The organism is Neobacillus niacini (genome assembly GCF_046591715.1).
Lineage (GTDB): Bacteria > Bacillota > Bacilli > Bacillales > Cytobacillaceae > Neobacillus > Neobacillus niacini_L.
In genome coordinates, this window is record NZ_JAWVNQ010000012.1 from 56,726 (window position 1) to 78,922 (window position 22,197).

The window sequence follows — 22,197 nt, forward strand, 5'->3', positions numbered from 1 at the left end:
AAGCCAGTATTTGTCCGAATGACAAATGACTGGCTTTAATTTTTTATTCTATTTCAGCTAATGCCACTTCTTGATAGGCTTTAAAGAAGGAATCGCAAAAAGTATCCCATTCACTAGCCGCTTTAAGTGAATCTTCGCTTACTTCTCCTAGTACCGGCCTTTGGAGCAGTGCCTTGAGCTGACTAGAGAATTGCTCAATTGTTTCATGGTGTGCCCCTTTTAAAACATTGCCAACAAAATCAGATGGGGAATACCAGTCACAAACTCTTTGAATGTCGCGATAAATTTGAGTAAGAAGCAGATTACGCGGGCCCTCCCATTGTTCATTGACAACCACATCACGGAAAATTCTAGGTAATGCAGAAAACTCCTCCATTACCCCGTGACCTGCAAATACTGAAATTGCCTCACGAAGGACTTCCGCTCCCTCATTAGTCGCACAGATTTTTTGAAGTAAAACCAGTTCCCGCAAATTAAACAGCTGCTTTCGAACTTCGATAGGATAATCTGAATGAATGCCAGGATTTAAAGGCTTCTCTAACCGTAAGAAGAGGTCATAAATTTTAAATGCACCTGCCGCGGTCCTATTGGCAGCGTTTTCAATTTTTCTCAGCTTACTTGCAGCGAGCGGATACTCCTTTACCTTTTTGCCAAAGACAGTTCGGAAGTCTCCATAGAGGTTAGCCTCTCTAGATGCCCGCAGCATAAACCCTGCGCAGGCAATTCCAATTTCGAGCCTGGACAGTGTTAGAACAATTCCTACCGCTACAGCGATTCCTTTGTCCTTAGGTCCAATAGGATAAGCAAGGGCACCATTATAGTGAATTTCTGCAGTTGGCAATTCAGCTGTACCCAGTTTCCACTTTATCCGATTAATTTGGTAACCATTACGTTTTTCCTTCACCTTATCACCGGGAAGCCATGCTGGAACGATAAATGTTGATACCTTGTTTGTCCCCGTTATTTTTGCTGTAACAACAGCATAATCTGCATGGGCCGCCGAGCAGAAAAACTTATTTCCATATAGTCGATAGTTTTTACCGTCCGGTACGGCTTCAAGAACATTGGCAGGGAGGTCTGAACCGCCTTGAATTTCCGTCATAAACTGGGCTCCTATGGCAAATTCCCCATCAATTCCTTCTTTTGTATGTAGCAAGATATCCTGAAGTTCAGGTATTTCATTATTCGGAAATTGTTCTAGGAGGGCAATCAATCCATGGGTGCAGGTTAATGGACAGGTTACTCCGCCTTCACCTATTTGGTGCGTTAACATTCTTTTCACAAAGCTTTCCCAAGGAAGCATCCTACTCGAAAGCAGCCCTTCGCCGAAAACTTCAGTCTCTAACTGATGTACTTCGTAGGGCCGGACAATACGGTCAATTCGATGATTAAAAGCATCATAATGAAGCATATAAGGACGAGCTTCTGGTCTCGCATTCCGTTCAGCTAATGAATTCCATTTTAAAGACACTCTAGGAGAAAACTTAAGCATTTCCTCATGAATCTGATCAAACTGAGCTCCAGTATATTTCCTCACAGCCTTCTGTAAAAACGGTTCATCACGATACCAATCCGAATTCTCACGACTAGAAACAAATTCATCAAAACTATACGTATTCTTACCCCTTGTTTCTGTATCATGTGAAGTTAAACTCATCCTAAGCTCACTCCCTTATTATTTAACTAATCATAAAATTCAGTCTAATTATAACACGAGGAACCCAACAAAAAGAAACAGGATCACTTTCCTGTTTCAACATTTTCTAATCAAGTGTCCATATGGGGTGGAAAGTGTCCACGAGCGGTGCCTGTCACCATGTGGCACCTTATTTGAACCAGCCTTTTTCTTTGGATTGTTTGATGGCCTCGATTCGGTTTTTGACGTCTAGTTTGTCGAGGATGGTTGAGATGTAGTTGCGGACGGTTCCTGTTTTGATGCTGAGCTGTTCTGCGATTTCTTGTGTGTTTTTGCCGTCAGCAACAAGTTCCAATACTTCTTTTTCACGATCTGTCAGCGGATTTTCTTCAGAATATACATCATCCATAAGCTCCGGGGCGTAAATCCGTTTTCCATCCATGACACGACGAATGGAGCTTGCCAGCTCTTCACTTGGACTATCCTTTAACAAGTATCCTCTTACCCCAGCTTTAAGTGCACGTTGAAAATATCCTGTTCGCGCAAAGGTTGTTAAGATGATTACTTTACAATCCAACCCTTTTATTTCTTCTGCCGCTTCAAGCCCTGTTTTCCCTGGCATTTCAATGTCCATTATACAGATATCAGGATGATGCTTCTTTACTAAAGCTACCGCTTCTTCCCCATTTGAAGCCTTTCCAACCACTTCCATATCATCTTCTAAATTTAGAAGTGAACCGAAGGCGCCCAATAGCATTTGCTGGTCTTCTGCAATTACAATTCTAATCATTTTTACGCCTCCTCTTTAATTGATGGCTTTACGTCATTAGGCACTCTAATTACTAAAGTTGTACCTTTTTCTGTTAGAAGCTCTAAGCTGCCATTAATAAATTCCAGGCGTTCTTTCATTCCTAAAAGACCGCTTCCTCTCGACTCCTTCTCTCCTTCACGGTTAAACACACCATTATCATGGATAGTCAAGACCATTTCCTTCCATGATTGCTCGATTGAAATTGAACAGGAGGTGGCACCACTATGTTTGACTACATTATTTACTGCCTCTTTTATACACATGCTAAGGATATTCTCGGTTAAAAGAGGTACATTTTTTAATGAAAAGTCTTGGTTTCCTTCAAAGTTTATTTCGGCTGCTTTCAATATTTGTTTTACTCGGACAATCTCATCCTTTAAGCGGATTCCCCTCATGGAAGACACCATTTTTCTTACTTCACTTAACGCTGTCCGTGCCGTTTGCTGCACGTCTTTTAATTCATGTCGTGCCTGCTCAGGGTCTTTCGTGATTAACCTTCTTGCTAAATCACTTTTTAATCCAATGAGTGAAAGCTTCTGACCTAATGTGTCATGCAGGTCGCGGGCAATCCTTTGACGCTCCTCCAGCTTTACTAGCTCTGAAATCCTTTTGTTGGCATCCTCTAGCTTCTCCTCCAACTGTCCCATTTCCTTCTTGTTATGAATATTAAACGGAAGCAATATAACGCTAATCCAAATGATGATAACAAATGGCAGCTGCTTAAGAAATAATTCATCCTGCTGCACAATGTTGAAGTTAATGGAAGCGGAAGTACTTATCAAATGTATAAAATACAGAGTTAGAAAAGTAATGCGCTCTTTTATATTTCCGATAAAATAAGAGAGAAAAAAAGAGAAATACACATAGCTAAAAAGGCTCGTTGAGGTGATAGAGATACCAATTAAAATAAACGTCCAAAGATAAACGGGCCAGCCTTTAGAGATGAATGCAATACGATAGAAGATAAAAAATAGTACGGTCAGAATAATACCGACAATGATCTTAATAGGTGAGGCTGTTTGGAAAATAAAATAAAACGGCAATATGCAAAGAATTGTCCAAATATATGGTGATATACCGCTGTTTTTCTGGAATGTCATATACCTTTTTATCATGAAAAAACCTCATTTTCAGCATTTAATACTTCATTACCTCAATATTACCACAATTACCCTTTCTCTTCATTTACTACTATGTATTCTAGTAAAACCCTATTTTAGAACATAATGAACGACAAGCCCTATACTGGGCTTGTCGTTTTACACCTTCTCCGGTCTCAAAAACTTTTTCTGGTTTTTTAATAAGACCTTTATTTCCTTAAAGCCTACAAATTTTTTCGCATGCTCATCCCATAGTCTGAATTTGAGCGAACTTAAACTTGTCGCTAAAGTTACGGTCGGTACGTTTTGTAACGGCAGTGTATTATTATGTACCTCTTCGAGCTTATAATTTGGTACTCTTGGGCTTAGGTGGTGGACATGATGGTAGCCAATATTACCCGTTAACCATTGCAGGACCTTTGGAAGCTTATAAAAGGAACTGCCTTCCACTGCAGCTTTCACATATTCCCAGTGTTTATCTTCCTCAAAGTATGAATCCTCAAAGGTATGCTGCACATAAAAAAGCCATATTCCCAGTGTTCCTGAAATCAAAAAGATAGGAGCTTGTACCAAGAGGAATTGCTCCCAGCCAAGTGTTAAACAAAGAATGGCAGTTACTGCTACAATCCCGGCATTAGTTATATAAGTATTGATACGTTCGTTCATGCGTGCGCCTTTTCGATTAAAGCGGTTTTTTAGTAAAAAGACATAAATCGGTCCTAATCCAAACATAATCAATGGATTACGATATAGCCTGTATTTCAATCGTTCCCAGATAGAAGCAGCTAAGTATTCTTCCACCGTCAAAACCCAGATGTCTCCTGTTCCCCGCTTATCCAAGTTACTGCTTGTTGCATGGTGTACAGAATGATCATGCTGCCATTGGTGATACGGAAAAACTGTTAATATTCCAGTGATTGTTCCGAGAATCATATTGGCTTTCCGATTCTTAAAGAAAGAATGATGACAGCAATCATGAAAAATGATGAAAGTTCTAACTAAGAATCCAGCTGCCAAAACAGAGATGCCTAATGTAAGCAGGTAGGATATATGCAGGCTTTGATAAGCAAGTACCCACAGCAGACAGAATGGTACCAGGGTATTAATAATCTGCCAAATGCTTGCTCGTAAATTTGATTTTTCATAGGGGGCAACTTGTTTTCGTAAATTCTTTTGGTTTTGTTCGATCATAACTAATCCCTTCCTTTAATTTGTTGGCTGTGTTAATAAGGCCTGTTATTCAAAGTATAGCTCTAGTAAAACATTGTTTTGTAGATATAGCTGTCATGTGACAGGCATGATAAATGTCATATTACCCCTTTACACGAAGAGAGGAGAAGCTCATATCTTGAGCCTCTCCTCCCCTTTTGGGCATTTATATTTTCTGCTTTTATGGTTATATTTAACCCAAATTTTTTAAAATTTTTCTTCCCTTAAAGGGTATGTCCAATATTTTCTGAATACATTCTTAGTAAAGGAGGAATGGACATGAATCTCTCAATGTCAACGTCTAGTTTAATCCGGTATGCTGTTGCATTTGTCTTTGTTACGTCAGGTGTAATGAAATTATTTAGTACAGAACTAGCAGAAATGTTTATCTCTTTAGGTCTGCCTTACCCAGATATCATGTTGTATGTGACCGCCTTTCTAGAGATTATTTGCGGAATTCTCATTTTACTGAATCGCAGTGTCAAAAATGCAGTGATCCCGTTAATTGGAATCATGATTGCGGCCGTCATACTTACAAAACTTCCTATCCTAAGCCTTGGAATTTTAGAATTTGCTTTCAGGGCGCGATTAGACATTGTCATGTTAATACTTCTCCTTATCCTTTACACGAAATCACCGTCATAGAGTCCTTTTACCAGATTGTTTTACCCAATCTGGGTATTTTTTTATGTTAAAATGAAGAAAAATGGGGAAAGGGGAGAGTATTATTTTATTAAAAGAAAAGGTAAAAAGTCTTCCCGCCACCCCTGGAGTCTATATAATGAAGGATTACCATGGCACTATTATTTACGTGGGTAAAGCAAAAAATCTGAAACGAAGAGTTCAATCCTACTTTCAACATTCAAAAGCTCATCCACAGAAAATCATAAAGATGGTCAGCAATATTACGGATTTTGATTTTATTCTTACAGATACAGAATTCGAGGCCTTCATGCTGGAATGTAAATTAATTAGAGAAATAAAACCTCTATTTAATAAAATGATGAAAAGTCCTCAGTCTTACTCTTATATTGTCATTGACCGGAATAAAAAGATACGTACCATTGAGATAACAAATAATCGTATGGAACAGGACGGCAGGCTATATTTTGGCCCTTATCCAAGTAGAGCTAGAGTACAACAAGCCATTATGGGGATAAAGGAATTCTATAAGATCCTTTGCACAAACTCCCAAAAAAGTTCTCCCTGTTTAAATTATTCCTTAGGATTATGTATGGGCATCTGCTGCGGGGGTCCTGCCATTGCAGAATATCATTCGATCCTCGACAATATCGCGGCATTATTGTCTGGTGAGAATAAGGGTATTTTAGAGGAATTGAAGCAGCGAATGGATGATGCTTCTAAGAATTTCGATTTCGAAGCTGCCGCAAAATATAGAGACAAAATTGAGGCTATTACCTTCTTACTGAAAAAGGAAAAAGTCATTGAATTCACTGAAAAAAGCAGGAATGTAGCTGTAATAGAATCTCTTAATGAGCAAACCTTCAAACTTTTTCTTATTAAACGCAATAAAATCCTTTTCAGCAAAAAGTTTGATGATGGCACATCCATAGAACAGCTAGCTTCGCTTATGATTTCTTGTTTCCAGAATACATCAATTAGGTTCATAAAAGAACTTGATAGAGAAGAAATTGACGAAGCTCAGATTATCTATAATTATTTAAAAAGCAGTAAATGTGCCTATAAAACCATTCCTGAAACCTGGATTCGAAAGCGCCAAGATAAAGACATTGAAAAGGCAATAGTTAATTTAATAGATAAAAAACAAATCCTCACTAAATAGCCCTCGTTTGTCCATTGACATCGAGGGCTGTTTAATAGGCCAAGCGATATACCAAAAACCGCTCATTGGCATTATTCTCATATAAACCAGGAATAGGAACTTCTTTTATTGATTCAAATAATGTGTGGTTTTCTAAATAGTAGATATAATCCTCGGATGGATAATATAAAATTACGTCCACTTCCCGTTTGAATTTTTCTACCGAAGCTAAAATATTATTAATGATTTTCCAAAAGATCGGGATACTAAATGGGTTAAAAAAATAAAAACGATTATCAAGAGGATTAATTTCATATTTTTCTGCTAAACAGCAATGAAATTGAATTTCACCTTTATTCTTAGCTTTTACTAAATAATTTGTTTTGTTCTTCTCTACCTCTTGATATAGCTTTTCGTTCATCTCCACTCCAGTAACGGATGCATGAAATTTGTTGTGAATAAAGAAATTGAGCCGGCCTTTACCGCAGCCAAAATCAACGATATGGTCATTGCTGGTTAATTCATATTCACTAAATAATCGTTCAAGTGCACTGTAAGGGGTTGGCTCGTATCTGTGATAATGGAAGGACTTGTTATATCCCTTTTGATTTCCTTCTGTTTCGATATTCAGCACTTCATCGTATTTTGATTCTTTCATTTATTCTCTCCTGCCTGCCTCCTCATTCATATGCGGAAGGGTCAATAAAAAAGTTATAGCCTAGATAAACAACCATCCCAATGGCAGTCAGTAAAAAAGCCCATCCAAGCGTTACCTGCTCAATTACTAGATAGTTATTACATAATTGTACTGGTGACCATATATATAACCATCCTAAACTGATAAACAGAACAGTAAAACTAATAACAATTGAATTTTTTCCGAAGGGATTGAGTTTTTTCCAACTGTCTCTTAATGAGATTCCAGCTAAGAATGGCAGACTGATAAACTTAAACCCTTCAACGATAGGGGATGTTAGTGCTTCATCCATTGTCCGAGGCAACATCCAGTATACCATGAGGATAACAAATAAAGTAATTCCCGGAACTCCATTGCTGTTCCACTTTTCAAAAAAGTGAGGAAATCTTTTTTGGAAAAAACGTGCCATTAACATCCCCGCAATGACCAGCATTGGCATTTGCATATGCATATGAATGACCATTAAGGATTCCATAAAATTTGCAACAGGAGGAGCAGCTAAGAAAATAAATAACAAGAGCCCATAAAATGATTGATTCACAGCTTACTCCTCCCCTCTATCTTCTAAGAAGTTAACAACTTTCTCTGCAGCTTCGTCAATTTTTTTATAGTCCATGACATCCAGTAGTCTGCCTTTTTTATCCACTAAATAAAAAGCGGAATTATGGGCATAATTCCCGTTATCATCTGGGATCACGATGACACCGAACGATTTTAATAATGAATCTAACTCCCTCTGGTCCGGTATTCTAGCCATCCGCCAGGTCTCGCCATCACTTTTAAAGAAGTCTTTGTATTTGTTTAAAACTGCGGGGGTATCTCTTTCAGGATCAAAACTTATGCTTAAAAAGACAATTTCTTCTCCTTTAACGCCGCTCGGCAGTTTATCGTAAACTTGCTTCATATTATATTCTAATTCAGGACAAACAGTGGTGCAGGATGTATAGAGAAATGTAATAAATACATATTTATCTTCAAATTCAGAGATTGAATATTTTCTTCCCATGCTGTCTTCAAGCGTAACATCAGGGAATTTAGGTTTATCATCTTTCAGCTTCTGCACTCTGGCAGTTTCGGCCGTAAAGGCAGTGAATCCATCTGTTCCGAAATAAAACAGTCCAATGCCAAAAATTATAACTAGAAACAACGAGATTTTCGTATACCTATTATTGATCATAGTGATCACTTCCAACTCTTTTCTTTTTTAAGCAGAAAGAGATAGCCCAGTTCTTATGGCTATCTCTTTCTTTGTCAAATTACCACGTTTTGAACGGTGGTGATCCTGGAGGTGCATTTACGATAAATTCTGTTAACGGAATTACATATGCCATTGCTACAACGATTAACATGATAACAATCCATAATCCCCAGCGTTCTGTGATATATGGAGTTTTTGTTGCGTTATCTTCTTCCTCTGCAATAGGGAATTCAGTTTCACCTTTTGGTGCAAAGAACATCATATTGAATACTGCATACACTTGAAGAATAACACCAACAATTAACAACGTACCGCCAACTGCTAACAACATTAAGTATGGGTCCCATCCCAATGCAGTTGCATGATCGCCATAAGTAGTATAAGAAGTTCTTCTTGGTGAACCAAGCAGTCCTACATAGTGCATAGCACCAGACATACAGACCATACCAGCTGTCCAAATCCAGGTTTGAATCACACCTAATCGGTTGATTTGCGGTGTTAATACTCGGTTTGAAATAAAAGGAACTAACCAATAACTGATTCCAAAGAAAGTCATAACGACTGACATACCTAATGTTAAGTGAAAATGTCCAACGATCCACATTGTATTATGAACCACTTGGTCTAATTGGTTTGTGCTTTGTGCAATACCGCCAGCGCCTGCTGGAATGAAAGCAACCATCGCAATAAATGGAGCCAGGAAGCGAACATCTCCCCAAGGCATTTTCTTCCACCAGCCGATTAAGCCTTTTCCGCCTTTTCTTCGTGCTGTACGCTCAAATACTGCAAATAGTGCAAATGCTGTCATGAGTGATGGGAATCCAATTGCTAGACTCATAAATACGTGCATGAATTTAACGACTTCATTAATACCTGGGTCAATAATTTGGTGATGGAATCCACCAGTGATATTCATAATAACTAAAGCAATGATAACCACACGTGTTAACATATCACTCCAGCGCTTACCGCCGATAATTTTTGGAACAACTACGTACCATGCAGATACAGCAGTTAGATACCAGATATTAACCAAAGTGTGACCGAAAGCCCAGAACAGTGTACGTGCTACCATAACATTGATGGTTTCAACCCAGCCAAATACCCATGGAATAATCATAAATAGTACTTCAACTGCTACGAACATTAGAGCGAAGAATAATAGAACGAATACACCAGTTGCAAAGTAAGATAGAATCGGAACATGCTGACCTTTATGATTTTTTCTCCAATTTGCTACTTGGATAAATGCTCCAATACAGCATAACCAAACACCAACTACAATTAATGCTAATCCGATATAAAATACAGGATGTGCAGCCATCGGCGGATAGAAAGTGTACATAACTGATGCTTCATTCATTAAGATCGGTATAACAGCTAATACAAATCCGACAAGCTTAACGAAGAATCCAACCCATGCGAGCTTCCTTACCTTAGGAAGAAGCCCCCCTAAATTATGTGAAAGTGTTGCATAAAAGTATCCAATGGTAAAGAATGCTGTTAACACAAGGATTAGTAATAGTCCATGTGCAGTCAATACTTGATAATAATTAAACCAAGTTGGTAAATCTAACAAACCTGCCCGATTTAAACCTTGTAATAATCCTAAAAACCCGCCAACTAATAATGCGATAAATGCTACTGCTATATATGATTTCGATAATTTTGCATCCTCTGGGTGATATCCCAGCATTTTATTTGCTTTATCTTTAAAACCAACTTTTAAATCTGCTTCCATTTTCATCAACTATCACCCCTTATTTAACCGTAATCGTAGTACTCATTACTTGGTGACCCGCACCACAATATTCATTACAGATAACTAAATAACTTCCTGGCTTATCAAATGTTTGTGTGATTTTTTGAATATGTCCTGGCATAACCATTGCATTTAAATTTGTTCCTGCTACTTCAAATCCGTGGACAACATCCTTTGAAGTCATAATAAATGTAACTTTTGCCCCTGCAGGAATTTCAATGTTATTTGGAGTAAATCCGAATGCTTGCAGCGTCATAACCACTTCATATTCATTGTCACCAACTTCTTTAACTCCTGGGTTATCGAATGGTGCCGTTTGATCAACCTTTTGTGGATCAATCGTTTCCATATTACTTGGTGGTCCCATTTCTAGTGCAAAGGCTTGGTAGCCTGTGATTAACATAAAGCCCATTATGATACCAAAGCTGATGGTAAGCCATATTTTTTCGTCAAGATGCATTTTCATCTTTATCCCCCCTTATATCCTGGCCATGTAAAGACCGTATAGAACTATATACGTAGCAACAATCACTACTCCAACCACTGTTACGGAAATCCAGGTTCCTTTTAGCGGTGCTTCGTGCTCTTCTTTCTTGCCTTTATTAGTTACCTTTGTAGCTGCCATCGGTAAATCAACCCCCTTAATTTGTTCTTACCTTTATAATAATTGCGACTGATTCTCAATGTAGTGAACTGAATCACGGGCAAAGAAATTTTTATAAAAAAAACTGTCCTTTCCAGCTGCTAAAGTGTGCAGCTAAAAAGGACAGTTTTTTTTACTCGCTATATCGTAACAAAAACCATTAATAAAAATAGGATCGTTATATAATTTACAGAATAGAGGAAGTTCACGTGTGCCCACTTTAAATCGTTTTTGGTAAAAAATCCACTGATTGCGACTCCTAACCAGCCCACATTAAATAGAGTAGCAAGCACAAAAAAAGGTGTGCCAAGCGGTGCTAAAAAAAATGGTAATGGCAGTAAACAGGCTACATAGACCACTATTTGAACTTTTGTAACAGCAAACCCGCGTACCACAGGCAGCATCGCTACCCCAGCCGCACTATATTCTTTACATTTCTTCATCGCAATCGCAAAGGTATGCGGCATTTGAAAAATAAATAAAATCAGAAATAACATCAATGGAATGATATGCAAACTGGACTCAATCACTGTCCATCCAATTAATGGAGTAACCGCTCCAGAAACACTTCCAATAACAGTATTAAACGTATATCTCCGTTTAGACCACATGGTATACAAAAACACATACGTAAACCACCCCACCAATCCATAAATGGCGGCTTCAAGTGTGGTGAAAATTAAAAAGATAAACCCTAGTACAGTAAAAACAATACCCATCGTTAACACGACATTTAACGGAATATTCCCGGTTACGGTTGGACGGCTTTTCGTTCTTTCCATGATGGTATCAATATCAACATCATACCAATTATTAAGGATAAGTGCTCCACCCATTACCAAAGTACTTCCAATCATTGTCAGCAAGAATAATTCCCAGTAATCAAGAAAAGATTTATTCGTAAAATGAAGAGCTAACCAGAACCCTGAAAAGACAGGCAGGACATTCGCTGCCAAAACACCAGCCTTCAACAGTGACTTCAAATCTTTTATTAAAATAGAGACAGAGATGAAAGGTGATTTCCTACTGCTAATAGAAGGTATTTCGTTTTTATTCATGTACTATACCTCCCCACATATTCCTTCACCTTATTAAAGCATACTTTTTCGGAGTTTTGCATGATATGAATCACTATAGGCTATTTTCTATTACCACCCTCTGCCTGCACCACCGCCGCCCGAAGAACCGCCGCCCCCGCCTCTGAAACCTCCGCCTCCGCCGCCTCCCCTTCCGAGAGAGATGATCGATAACAGAAGATAGGTGAGTGTTCCGCCAAAAAATTTAAAATCAAGGAATACCACCACAACGACTATAAGAATCAACAGCCATGCAGGAATTCCACCGCCTTCTCTAGCTGCAGGCAGCGGTTCGGTTTGCCTTTCGGGAGAAGACACCCCGCCTTCTTGGCCATATTCCGCTAAAACTTCATTCGCAAGTACCTTATACGTTTCAAGTACCGCCATGTTTGGCTTTCCATTTTGAAGATATGGAATGGCATTTTGATCAAGAATCCGCCCTGCTTTTCCGTCCGGGATTCTTCCTTCCAATCCATATCCTACTTCGATTCTAATTAAACGATCACTTACAGCAATGACAAGCAAAACCCCATTGTCTTCTTTTTCATTGCCAATCCCATATTGCCGGAAGGCTTCATTTGAAAACTCCTCCATGCTGTGCTCGCCAATGGTTTCCACCGTTAAGACCGATATTTGTGCAGTGGTCTGGTCTTCAATGCTTCTTCCTATACTTCTTATTTCCGCTGCTTCTTCCTCCGTTAAAACTTTAGCAAAGTCTTGGACATAAATATCGCCAATTGGAGCAGGCATTTTGATAGTTTGAGCAAATGCTCCGCCTTGAAATAGGAAAAAAAAGAAAAGAAGAAAACTTGAAACCAATTTCGGTTTCATTCGCCATTTCCTCCAAAGTCAACCTCTGGAGCCTCTGCCGCTTTAGGATCAGCTGTGAAATATTCCTTTTCATCAAAACCAGTCATTCCTGCAATCAGCGATCCAGGAAACCGTTTAATTCTTTTGTTATAAACTGCAACCTGGTCATTATAATCCTTCCGTGCAACTGAAATTCTATTTTCAGTTCCCGACAGCTCATCCATTAATTGAGTGAACTGTTGATCTGCTTTTAGATTGGGATAGTTCTCTACTACTACCAGTAATCTGCTCAAAGCACCTGTTAATTCAGCATTTGCAGTTGCCTCCTCTTCAACGGTATCCGCTCCTGCTAACCTTGCTCGTGCATCTGAAATAGATGCAATCACTTCTTTTTCATGAGAAGCATAGCCTTTTACGGTATTCACAAGGTTTGGTATTAAATCAAGTCTTCTTTGAAGTTGATTTTCAATTTGAGCATAAGATTGGTCTACATTTTCTTCGAGGGTAACAAAGTTGTTATAGCTCGGTATCAGCATAGCAGCTATTAGAACAATAACAGCCACAATGATTCCAATAATCAGATAACCTTTTTTCAATCTGAACACACTCCTTTCTTACTAGTATGTATCACTTCCCATTAGAAATATGAAAAGCTGTGCGGATTTCTTAATCCACACAGCTTCCTATTACTTTTCTTTATTTTCTTTTAATTCATCTAAAAGCTGTTTTGTCCTTTTTGCATTGCCTTCTGCAAAGTTTTCCAGCCGGTCCTTTAATTCATCATCATCGTGAATCCGTTCTGCTGTAATAAGGTAAGTCCTCATGAGATCTTCTTCTACTTCAATTGAATGTTCTAGTATTTCTTCAAGGTTATTTTTTTCTTCATCTTTCTTTCCTTTGAAAATATTGGCAGACAAAGCATACAACCTCCTATAAGTTGAGAAAACTAATACTCTTCTACAGTCGCAATATAAGGTAAATTTCTATACTTTTGCGCATAATCGATTCCATAACCGACAATGAATTCATCAGGAATTACAAAGCCCACATAATCCACTGGCAAGTCCACTCTTCTTCTTTCAGGCTTGTCTAAAAGTGTGCAAATTTTTATTTGCTTCGGTTTATGCATATTCAAATGGTCTTTCAGAAAATGCAGTGTTAATCCGCTGTCTATAATATCTTCAACCACTACAACATTTTTATTCGTAATGTCCTCATCAAGGTCCTTTAATAGTTTTACTTTTCCGGTTGTTTCCGTCTGGTCACTATAACTTGAAACTGAAATGAAATCGACGTTTATATTTCCCTTCATTTCACGAATTAAATCTGCTGCGAAAACAAAAGATCCTTTTAGTACAACGATTAACATGATTGGCTCATTCTTTAAATCATGTTCAATTTCTTGTGCTAATTCTTTCACTCTTTTTTTAATTTCATTTTCCGAAATCATTGTATCTTTCACTCTGTATGGCATAAATCATACCTTCTTTCTAAAAAATCCTGCTAGACTCCATTATTATTCCAAAAAATAATACTGAATACAAATTTTCCAGAAAGACAATTTCTGTATAGTTTCATTAAAGGCATCTTTTTTCTGTAACTGCCTCACTGACCATCTTATACATGCATTCAACTCCAGTTTCAGAAGCCTCAAAGCTATATGCATTCTCGATATCAATTCCAAGACTGTTCGCTTCCATCTCGGCATCAATGTTTGCTCCTAGAAAGATGAACTCCCAGCTATATTTCTCCTGCTGGTGTTTGATTAACTCTTTCACCTTTTCATAGGTGAATTCCTTGCTTGCATTCTCATAACCATCTGTTGTGATAACAAATATAACCTTCCCTGGACGATTCTCTTCATTTGTTTTTGAAAATCGGTAACCAACATCCAGTATAGTTTTTCCTACCGCATCCAAAAGAGCCGTACAGCCTCTAACAAAATATTTTTCCTCGGTAAGCTTCACTTTATAAGCCTCAACACCATTCCAAACGATTTCATAGTGATCATCAAATAGAACAGCTGTGACCAACGTTTTACCTTCTAATTCCCTTTGTTTTTCAATAAAAGCATTAAACCCGCCAATCGTATCACCTTCCAGGCCGCCCATTGAGCCGCTTCGGTCTAAGAGAAAAATAATTTCTGTTAGATTCTTGTTCATCTCTATCATCCTTTCAAAAACGTTTATATTATAATAATAGATGGGTTCATATATTATTTGGTCGCCTGATAAGCGACATTTTCGGGGGTTAGGGTATGATTGATAAGGGGCTTTTACTAGAATTACAGGCATATATAGAAAATCACTTGAAACTTCAGATGTTTGAATCCATAAGCTTTCAGAAATCTGAAGAGCTTCAAAGTACTGAAATAGAAGACTTTATTGTATCAAAACGGCAGCCAGCCTTTAACCAAACATTGTTTCGTTTTATTGATAAAAAAAACGTCAGTGACTCATTTATTTACAAACGCGCTGGAATCGACCGCAGGCATTTTTCAAAAATACGCTCTAACTCCGAATATAAGCCGGGGAAAAACACTGTTGTCACCCTAGCGCTGGCACTTGAACTCACAAAAAAAGAAACAGATACTCTAGTAAGTTCCGCTGGCTACTCTCTATCAGACAGCGATACCTTCGATTTGGTGATCCAGTTTTGTCTCGAGAAAAAAATATATGATTTTGATGTTATCAATCAGGCTTTGGACTATTTTAGCTTAAATTCTTTGTGATAAAAAAGGATAAAACCAGACTAATATCGAATTAATCGGATAGAATGAAAGTTGTACATAACCATTTATGAGGAGTGAAGAAAATGCCAATAAATGCGTATCTTGTTTTTAATGGTAACACCCGTCAAGCTGTAGAATTTTATGCGAAGGTATTTAAAACGGAAGCACCACAAATTATGACCTTTGGTGATCAGCCGCAGCATCCTGATTACCCAATGCCAGAGGAAGCAAAAAATTTGATTATGCACACCCGGCTGAATATCGATGGCAGTACCGTTATGTTCTCAGACAATTTCCCAGGAGCACCATTTATCGAAGGCAACAACGTGACAATGGCGTTAGTAAGTACAAATTTAGATGATATCCAATCTTGGTATGATCAATTAAAAGAAGGCGGCACTGTTACAATGGAGCTCCAAGAAACCTTCTGGGCTAAACTCTATGGGCAGGTTACCGATAAATTCGGTATCCATTGGCAGATAAGCCATGATAACGGAGAATATGGAAGTTAATATTCGCAATTTAAAAAAAGGATACAGCTCTTCATGGCTGTATCCTTTTTGCATTCATATTATTTTAAGCTCCTGCTTAAGAAGGCTTTTGTCCGTTCATTCTTTGGATTTGTAAACAATTCATTAGGATGCCCTGATTCAATAATTTCACCGTTATCCATGAAAATAACCCTGTTTGCCACTTCTCTTGCAAAGCCCATTTCATGCGTAACTACGATCATCGTCATCTGCTCATGTGCCAGCGCCTTAATGACCTCGAGCACCTCTCCCGTCAATTCAGGATCCAATGCAGAAGTAGGTTCATCAAATAATAGAATCTCAGGGTTCATCATTAGCGCCCTCGCAATTGCCACCCTTTGTTTTTGACCGCCTGATAGGCTCGCAGGATAGGCATCAGCTCTGTCTGTCAGACCAATCTTCCTTAAAAGTTCCGTACTCCTCTGCCTAATGGATGCAATAGACTCGTTCTTTACCAATTTAGGAGGCAGTTCTAAATTTTCCTTTACCGTCAGGTGCGGGAATAAATTAAAATGCTGAAAGACCATTCCCATTTTAGAGGTAATCTTCTTAATTTCCTGCGGCTTTGTATAGACTCCATCCTTAACAAACGAATCACCTGCAATGGTAATGCTTCCTGCATTTATTTCTTCCAAGTGAACCAAACTGCGGAGCATGGTGCTTTTCCCTGATCCAGATGGTCCGATTACTGCTACTACATCATTTTTATTCACATCAAATGTTATCTGTTTAAGTACATCCAGCTTGCCGTACGATTTCTTCAGGTTGGATATTTCAATGATTGCCACAGTTACCAATCCTTCTTATTCAAATTTGTATCTTCGTTCGATTCCTTTAAAAATAAATGTTAATACAAGTGTCATAACAAGATAAATGATTCCCGCAATGAAAAATGGAACAATGGTAAAGTCACGATTTACCGCAGTCTGCGCGTAGTGAAGCAGCTCCGGTACTGCAACAGCATATAGCAGTGCTGTGTCTTTAACAAGTGTTACGGATTCATTTGCAATGGCTGGGAGGGTAACCCGGAACATTTGCGGTAATATAATCTTTGTTGTGGTCTGCCATTTACTTAACCCAAGGACCTTTGATGCCTCATATTGTCCTTTATCAATAGCCAAAAGACCGCCCCTGAAAATCTCAGCAAAATAGGCTGCATAGTTTAATATAAACCCCAGACATGCCGCCACGAATCGGTCTAACACTAAATATTCACCGACCACCGGCAGCATTGGCAGGCCGAAGCAGATCAATAGTAATTGTAGTAATAGCGGTGTACCTCTCATTACGTAAATATAGCCCTGCGCAAGTAATGATACTGGCTTTAAGCTGCTTTTGACAGCAAGTGTCAGCAGGAATCCAAGTGGGACAGAGACAATAATGGCAATGAAAAACAATAGAATCGTCATTTGTGCCCCTTCCAGCATAGGGACAAGAATGGAAGTGAAATATTCAAAAGACATGTTAATTCCTCCAAAAACAAAACAGGGTTCCCATTAGGAAATCCTGTTTTGCCTTATATTCATTCTTACTTTAATACCTTATCTTCGCCAAACCACTTTTTCGAGATGTCTCGAGCTGTTCCGTCTTCATTCATTTCATCAAGTGACTTCTGAAGCTTTTCTAGTAACTCTTCATTTCCTTTTTTCACACCAATCCCATACTCCTCTGGAGCAAGAGATTCTTCTAGGACATTAAATGTATCTGCCTCTTTTGTCATGTAGTAATTGATAACTATTTCATCAATGACGACTGCATCCAAACGGCCGCTTTTTAAGTCTGTCAGGGCTTGTACATTATCGGCAAATTCCGTTACTGTCTTAATTTTTTCTTTAACCGGTGATGCGTTTAGGGCATCAGAAGCGGATGATAATGATTGCAGTCCAACTACTTTACCTTCTAAATCATCAAGCTTCGTAACCTTTGAATCAGCAAGCGTCACGATTACCTGTGCATTTTTTAAATAAGGTTTTGTGAAAAGGACTTTTTCTTTCCGTTCATCTGTAATAGTGTATCCGTTCCAAATAAGGTCAATTCTTCCGCTGGCAAGCTCTGCTTCTTTTGTTTTCCAGTCGATTGGCTGGAAAGTTACTTCTTTCCCCATCTTTTCCGCTGCTGCTTTAGCGTAATCGATGTCGAACCCAACGATATTGTTATCCTCATCACGGAATCCCATTGGTGCAAATTTATCATCAATTCCGATGACAAGCTTGTCTTCCTCCTTACTAGCCGAATTTGAGCATCCAGTAAAAACCACGAGTAGTGCTGTTACTATAAGAAACAAAGTGGCGAATTTTTTCATTTGTATGTACCCCTTTTTATATTAATATTTTACTTTAGTACGTTAACGTATTATCATACTACCACATTATAACACTATAATGTTACAAAGTACAACAGAAATAATAGAATAATAAAAGGAGCCTATATTAATAGACTCCCCGAACTGGTTGTTTCCATATCATATGATCTTGCCCCTGCCCCCAGTAATCCTTCATGAAATACTCAGGTTCTCCGAATTTCTTTTTCCAAATACGTTGAGCAGTTTTGTAGCCGCTGTCCAGACAGAATGCTTGAATTCCCCTAGCTTGTAATGTTTGGTACATCTCAGCTAACAGTGTATTCCCCACACCCTGTCTTTGATAATCTGGGTGTACGTATACCGTTCCGATTTCAACCATATTCCCCAGTTCTCCATTGGTGCACTTTTGAATCAGTTCATTTGCCATCCCATATGCTATTGTTCCAATAATTTTGTTTTGTGCCAATGCTATTAAAAAATATCTTTTTTGTCCGCTGCTCTCAAAATCCATTTTTAGATACTTGTTCTTACTGTCAATTTCAGCTTCACAATCTTCGATTAACTCCGCTAATCCTTCCCTTTTAAAGGTATCGGTAATGACCGTCCTAAAAAATTGGTTAAGTTCTTCAGTTTCTTCGATTCTAGGTCTTCTAATCTCGACTTTTAGCACTATAGGGCCCCCTCATTTACATTGACATGTTCTTTTGAACTCTGATTTTATTTACCACAAAAAGTCCACTATAGAGCAGGAATGACCCGGCCATTAAAATCATTCCAAGGAAAACAGACATCATTGTTGGCACTAAAAATGCACCCAATACGATGGCACCACGAGCAATTAAATCGGCACCACTGAAGCCTAAATTAGAAAAAGCAGAATAGGAGCCGCGCTTATCCTCTGGCATCATATTGGCTTTTTCAGCATTGGCGATTGGTGAATAAATTAGCTCACCAATTGTCGCAATGGCGTTGAATAATACCAAGACATACCAGATATTTGCTGATGTTACAATGGTATATCCTGCACTATAGAACAGAAGCCCGACGAGCAGCATCTTCCGCGGAGAAAACTTATCCGTTATTTTCGTAACAAAGAAGGTCAGGGCCACAACCATCAGCATATTTTCGATATTTAGAAAACTAAGCATCCTTACTCCAGCTACTTCAAAATTTCCTACAAAAACAGACTTGAATTCCTCTGCTAATCGAACACCTATGTAACTATTTAAAGAGAATTCGGCTGCAAAAATAAACATGGACCCACTAACAGCCATCACAAATGGTTTATCCTGGAAGGCGACTTTGTAGTTCTGGATAAGATCCATAAAAATATTTTCATGTTTCTTCTCTAGCAGCTTTACACGAGTATCCTGTAACCAGATGCCATAGGCAATCGGTAAGCTAGTGGAAACGATGGTTAATGCAATAAATAGTTCTAGTTGATGATTCACATATAGCAGTCCGCCTAATGCTGCTCCAATTGCCATCGCTAAATTAACCAGCCAATAATCAAGAGCATACACACTCTTTCGGTTTTCCGGTGTTGTCGAGTCAATAATGATTGCGTGCACAGCAGGACGTCCAAGAGAGCTAGTTATGGTGAAAATGACATAACTGATTGCAAATAATACAATCCATTTTTCATCAGGCAGTAAACTTATTGTCATAAGCAGGAACATAAGCGCACTGGAAGTTGACGATAAGATAATTATTTTCTTCCTTGGGAAGCGGTCTGAAATATAGCCGCCGATAAAGTTAATAAAAAAACTGATAATAACCGTAATCGCTAAGAAAATACCTGCCCAAACTGCACCCTTATGCTGTGCAAAGAATAAAGCCATAAACGGCATTACGGAGCTTGCGATTGCTCGGTTAAAAAATGAGGTAATCAGTCGAACTTTAATATTTTGAGGATAGTCTTTCCATGCCATATTTTTCAACACCTTTCATACTTCTTATAGTAAACTAGACGTAACAGTTTAAAAATGACCAATTTTCAAAAAAATGTCTACTTTTAAAGGAATGAGATTTTTGGACCATTATTTATTAACCCTTTGGAATTCAACCTCATCTGGTAATGTTAAAGTAGTGGAGCTGGCTGAGTCTTTGAATCTTAGCACTAAGCAAACCCGGCGCAAACTAAGTCAATGGCAGGAGGAAGGATGGCTGACATTTCGGGCTGGCCGAGGAAGAGGAAACGATTCGCATTTACAATGGATAAAGGATGTAGAATCAAACTATGAAAAGTATTTTCTCTCCCAATTAGAGAGCTATTCTATTGAACAAGTAAGTAAATTATTATTGTTTGACTGGTCGACTGAAACGAAACAGCGATTAATGACGAAATTTCAATCCAAGTTTGGTTTTCATCAAGAGGGGCAGGACCGGCTGGTGATTCCTCGATTTTACCCTTTCTTAACGTTTCATCCCTTAAAGGCTGCAGATGTACATAGTGCAAATCTTGTAGCAAACATTTATAACCGAGTTGCAGTATTGCAGGAGGATAACACAATTACCCCTGAGATTGCGCACAGCTGGGAACTAACTAACACCAAATTGACTTTGTATTTAAGAAAAGATGTAGCCTTTCATGATGGTTCCATCCTAAAAGCAGAGGACGTTGTCCAATCTTTTATACGAATGAAGCAGGATGTGATTTATGCTGAACTTTGGAAACCCATTACAAAAATAACCTCTCCCGCTTCACTTGTGGTTGAGCTGGAATTTCCGAATGGCTGTACCTATATTCTACCGCTCTTGAGTATGATGTCTGCTAGTATTTATAAAGAAATAAGCGGACACGTCCTTGGAACAGGCAGTTTCTTTATGGGGGAAAATTCGGAAGAGAAAACGATTTTACATGCATTTAAACATTATTATGGAGAGCGTCCACTATTAGATACTGTTGAATTTATTCAGGTTTCCAGAGAGTTTGGAAATGTCTATTACGGTGCCCATGAGTCAAAGGAGGTGGGCACGTTCGAGGTCGAAAGTGATTCTGGCTTTGGTATTGTCGTAATGAATCCATTTCGCCAATCGGATATAGCTAGAAGTGAAGTTAGGGATTACATTCATATGCTGATCGACGAAAATCGCCCACAAATTTCTAATATACATCCACTTATTTCAGAAAACAATTCTGGTTGTTTAATAGGTCATTCAAAGCCATATTCAATGCCTAAACTATCAAAGCCTGCTCTCACAAAGCCGATTCGCATGCGATACACAGGATATGCAAAGGATGTTTCCTATTGGTTAATGACAATCCTTGAGAATGCTGGAATTGATATAGAAATAGAAGAAGTTTCATTTCATGATGCCCTGTATCATGATCACCTAAAAGCAGATGCAGATATATTTATTCATGGGGAGATTTTTGAGCTGAACCAAAGCTTTTCTTATTTTAATTTTATAAAAAATAACCTTTCACCACTTCGAAAATTAACACAAAGTGATACTTATCTGCAGAAATGTATTCGAGCTTACGATGAATTGCCCTTTGAACAGTGGATTGGCCATCATTTGAAAATAGAAAAGTACCTAATAGAAAATTCCCTTTGTATTCCACTCTATTATTCTAAACGGCAAATACCATTTTCCATTAATTTGATGAACGTCGAGATTAAACATTTCGGCTATGTTGATTTATCGAAATTATGGATGAAGCCCAAATTTTAGTAAAAAAACAGTGCCTGACATCCGAATGTCAGGCACTGAGCTTATTAATCTTGATATCCTGATAATTGTTCCTGTACAGACTGAAGCGAATTGATAGCTTGTTGAATTTTGTTTTTGTTATCAGGTTTTTCAGCGTTACTGAGTGCTTGCTGTAATGAATCAACCGTACTTTGTACCGATGACATACTTTGATCAACATATTGTTTAGCTTTAGGCATATGTGGCACCTCC

At 38.3% G+C, this 22,197-nt stretch carries 27 protein-coding genes; 5 read left to right on the forward strand and 22 right to left on the reverse strand.

The genetic code is table 11. The features are described 5' to 3' along the window. Positions 1-43 precede the first annotated feature (43 nt). The 4 genes from SFC47_RS21260 to desA all read right to left on the reverse strand — a co-directional run bounded on the left by SFC47_RS21260 (position 44) and on the right by desA (position 4,738). Positions 44-1,657 carry an acyl-CoA dehydrogenase family protein gene (locus SFC47_RS21260; RefSeq protein ID WP_411256516.1) on the reverse strand — a complete coding sequence of 538 codons (1,614 nt, stop codon included), beginning with the start codon at positions 1,655-1,657 and terminating at the stop codon, positions 44-46. A 169-nt stretch (positions 1,658-1,826) separates the two neighbouring features. Then, complete coding sequence (locus tag SFC47_RS21265; RefSeq protein ID WP_411256517.1) at positions 1,827-2,426, reverse strand: response regulator; 600 nt, start codon at positions 2,424-2,426, stop codon at positions 1,827-1,829. 2 nt (positions 2,427-2,428) lie between these two features. Beyond that, positions 2,429-3,562: a sensor histidine kinase gene (locus SFC47_RS21270; protein ID WP_411256518.1), complete on the reverse strand. Its 1,134-nt coding sequence runs from the start codon at positions 3,560-3,562 to the stop codon at positions 2,429-2,431. 144 nt (positions 3,563-3,706) lie between these two features. Continuing rightward, the gene (desA, locus tag SFC47_RS21275) at positions 3,707-4,738 is read right to left on the reverse strand and encodes a Delta(5) desaturase DesA (protein ID WP_411256520.1); all 1,032 of its coding nucleotides are present in this window, start codon (positions 4,736-4,738) and stop codon (positions 3,707-3,709) included. A gap of 297 nt (positions 4,739-5,035) precedes the next feature. Between desA and SFC47_RS21280 the strand changes: the two genes are divergently transcribed. Beyond that, positions 5,036-5,401, forward strand: coding sequence for a DoxX family protein (locus SFC47_RS21280; protein WP_411256521.1), 366 nt, complete (start codon positions 5,036-5,038; stop codon positions 5,399-5,401). 136 nt (positions 5,402-5,537) lie between these two features. Then, on the forward strand, positions 5,538-6,560 hold the full coding sequence (locus tag SFC47_RS21285) for a UvrB/UvrC motif-containing protein (RefSeq protein ID WP_411256522.1): 1,023 nt from the start codon (positions 5,538-5,540) through the stop codon (positions 6,558-6,560). A gap of 31 nt (positions 6,561-6,591) precedes the next feature. Here SFC47_RS21285 and SFC47_RS21290 read toward each other — a convergent pair whose 3' ends face one another. The 12 genes from SFC47_RS21290 to SFC47_RS21345 form a co-directional block, all read right to left on the reverse strand. Continuing rightward, positions 6,592-7,197 (reverse strand): methyltransferase, encoded by a 606-nt coding sequence (locus SFC47_RS21290; protein WP_411256523.1) that lies wholly within the window; start codon positions 7,195-7,197, stop codon positions 6,592-6,594. A 22-nt stretch (positions 7,198-7,219) separates the two neighbouring features. Next, positions 7,220-7,777, reverse strand: coding sequence for a hypothetical protein (locus SFC47_RS21295; RefSeq protein ID WP_411256524.1), 558 nt, complete (start codon positions 7,775-7,777; stop codon positions 7,220-7,222). Positions 7,778-7,780: 3 nt separating this feature from the next. Beyond that, positions 7,781-8,413 (reverse strand): SCO family protein, encoded by a 633-nt coding sequence (locus SFC47_RS21300; protein WP_411256525.1) that lies wholly within the window; start codon positions 8,411-8,413, stop codon positions 7,781-7,783. A 79-nt stretch (positions 8,414-8,492) separates the two neighbouring features. Then, positions 8,493-10,175 (reverse strand): cbb3-type cytochrome c oxidase subunit I, encoded by a 1,683-nt coding sequence (locus tag SFC47_RS21305; RefSeq protein ID WP_411256570.1) that lies wholly within the window; start codon positions 10,173-10,175, stop codon positions 8,493-8,495. 19 nt (positions 10,176-10,194) lie between these two features. Further along, positions 10,195-10,662 carry a cytochrome c oxidase subunit II gene (locus tag SFC47_RS21310; RefSeq protein WP_411256527.1) on the reverse strand — a complete coding sequence of 156 codons (468 nt, stop codon included), beginning with the start codon at positions 10,660-10,662 and terminating at the stop codon, positions 10,195-10,197. A 12-nt stretch (positions 10,663-10,674) separates the two neighbouring features. After that, a complete protein-coding gene (locus SFC47_RS21315) occupies positions 10,675-10,821 on the reverse strand; it encodes a hypothetical protein (protein ID WP_411256528.1) in 147 nt (48 codons plus the stop codon). A gap of 158 nt (positions 10,822-10,979) precedes the next feature. Further along, positions 10,980-11,897 carry a heme o synthase gene (gene cyoE, locus SFC47_RS21320; RefSeq protein ID WP_411256529.1) on the reverse strand — a complete coding sequence of 306 codons (918 nt, stop codon included), beginning with the start codon at positions 11,895-11,897 and terminating at the stop codon, positions 10,980-10,982. 90 nt (positions 11,898-11,987) lie between these two features. Then, positions 11,988-12,746 (reverse strand): TPM domain-containing protein, encoded by a 759-nt coding sequence (locus SFC47_RS21325; protein ID WP_411256530.1) that lies wholly within the window; start codon positions 12,744-12,746, stop codon positions 11,988-11,990. Beyond that, positions 12,743-13,321 carry a LemA family protein gene (locus SFC47_RS21330; RefSeq protein WP_411256531.1) on the reverse strand — a complete coding sequence of 193 codons (579 nt, stop codon included), beginning with the start codon at positions 13,319-13,321 and terminating at the stop codon, positions 12,743-12,745. The genes SFC47_RS21325 and SFC47_RS21330 overlap by 4 nt, the downstream gene beginning before the upstream one ends. A gap of 90 nt (positions 13,322-13,411) precedes the next feature. After that, the gene (locus SFC47_RS21335; RefSeq protein WP_411256532.1) at positions 13,412-13,642 is read right to left on the reverse strand and encodes a hypothetical protein; all 231 of its coding nucleotides are present in this window, start codon (positions 13,640-13,642) and stop codon (positions 13,412-13,414) included. 29 nt (positions 13,643-13,671) lie between these two features. After that, positions 13,672-14,199, reverse strand: a complete 528-nt coding sequence (gene hpt, locus SFC47_RS21340) for a hypoxanthine phosphoribosyltransferase (protein WP_411256533.1) — start codon at positions 14,197-14,199, stop codon at positions 13,672-13,674. Positions 14,200-14,302: 103 nt separating this feature from the next. Then, positions 14,303-14,887, reverse strand: a complete 585-nt coding sequence (locus SFC47_RS21345) for a vWA domain-containing protein (RefSeq protein WP_411256534.1) — start codon at positions 14,885-14,887, stop codon at positions 14,303-14,305. A gap of 95 nt (positions 14,888-14,982) precedes the next feature. Here SFC47_RS21345 and SFC47_RS21350 point away from each other — a divergent pair, with 95 nt between their 5' ends. Both SFC47_RS21350 and SFC47_RS21355 read left to right on the forward strand, forming a co-directional pair. Next, positions 14,983-15,456 (forward strand): hypothetical protein, encoded by a 474-nt coding sequence (locus tag SFC47_RS21350; protein WP_411256535.1) that lies wholly within the window; start codon positions 14,983-14,985, stop codon positions 15,454-15,456. Between the two features lie 83 nt (positions 15,457-15,539). Beyond that, positions 15,540-15,968: a VOC family protein gene (locus SFC47_RS21355; RefSeq protein ID WP_411256536.1), complete on the forward strand. Its 429-nt coding sequence runs from the start codon at positions 15,540-15,542 to the stop codon at positions 15,966-15,968. A gap of 59 nt (positions 15,969-16,027) precedes the next feature. Here the strand turns inward: SFC47_RS21355 and SFC47_RS21360 are convergent, their stop codons facing one another. The 5 genes from SFC47_RS21360 to SFC47_RS21380 form a co-directional block, all read right to left on the reverse strand. Next, positions 16,028-16,774 carry an amino acid ABC transporter ATP-binding protein gene (locus SFC47_RS21360; RefSeq protein WP_411256537.1) on the reverse strand — a complete coding sequence of 249 codons (747 nt, stop codon included), beginning with the start codon at positions 16,772-16,774 and terminating at the stop codon, positions 16,028-16,030. A gap of 15 nt (positions 16,775-16,789) precedes the next feature. Next, positions 16,790-17,449, reverse strand: a complete 660-nt coding sequence (locus tag SFC47_RS21365; protein WP_411256538.1) for an amino acid ABC transporter permease — start codon at positions 17,447-17,449, stop codon at positions 16,790-16,792. A gap of 65 nt (positions 17,450-17,514) precedes the next feature. Next, the gene (locus tag SFC47_RS21370; protein WP_411256539.1) at positions 17,515-18,288 is read right to left on the reverse strand and encodes an amino acid ABC transporter substrate-binding protein; all 774 of its coding nucleotides are present in this window, start codon (positions 18,286-18,288) and stop codon (positions 17,515-17,517) included. Positions 18,289-18,415: 127 nt separating this feature from the next. Then, a complete protein-coding gene (locus tag SFC47_RS21375) occupies positions 18,416-18,958 on the reverse strand; it encodes a GNAT family N-acetyltransferase (protein ID WP_411256540.1) in 543 nt (180 codons plus the stop codon). A 16-nt stretch (positions 18,959-18,974) separates the two neighbouring features. Then, complete coding sequence (locus tag SFC47_RS21380) at positions 18,975-20,219, reverse strand: MDR family MFS transporter (RefSeq protein ID WP_411256541.1); 1,245 nt, start codon at positions 20,217-20,219, stop codon at positions 18,975-18,977. Between the two features lie 73 nt (positions 20,220-20,292). Here SFC47_RS21380 and SFC47_RS21385 point away from each other — a divergent pair, with 73 nt between their 5' ends. Next, a complete protein-coding gene (locus SFC47_RS21385) occupies positions 20,293-21,966 on the forward strand; it encodes an ABC transporter substrate-binding protein (protein ID WP_411256542.1) in 1,674 nt (557 codons plus the stop codon). A 44-nt stretch (positions 21,967-22,010) separates the two neighbouring features. Here the strand turns inward: SFC47_RS21385 and SFC47_RS21390 are convergent, their stop codons facing one another. Next, the gene (locus SFC47_RS21390) at positions 22,011-22,184 is read right to left on the reverse strand and encodes a hypothetical protein (RefSeq protein ID WP_411256543.1); all 174 of its coding nucleotides are present in this window, start codon (positions 22,182-22,184) and stop codon (positions 22,011-22,013) included. Positions 22,185-22,197 lie beyond the last annotated feature (13 nt).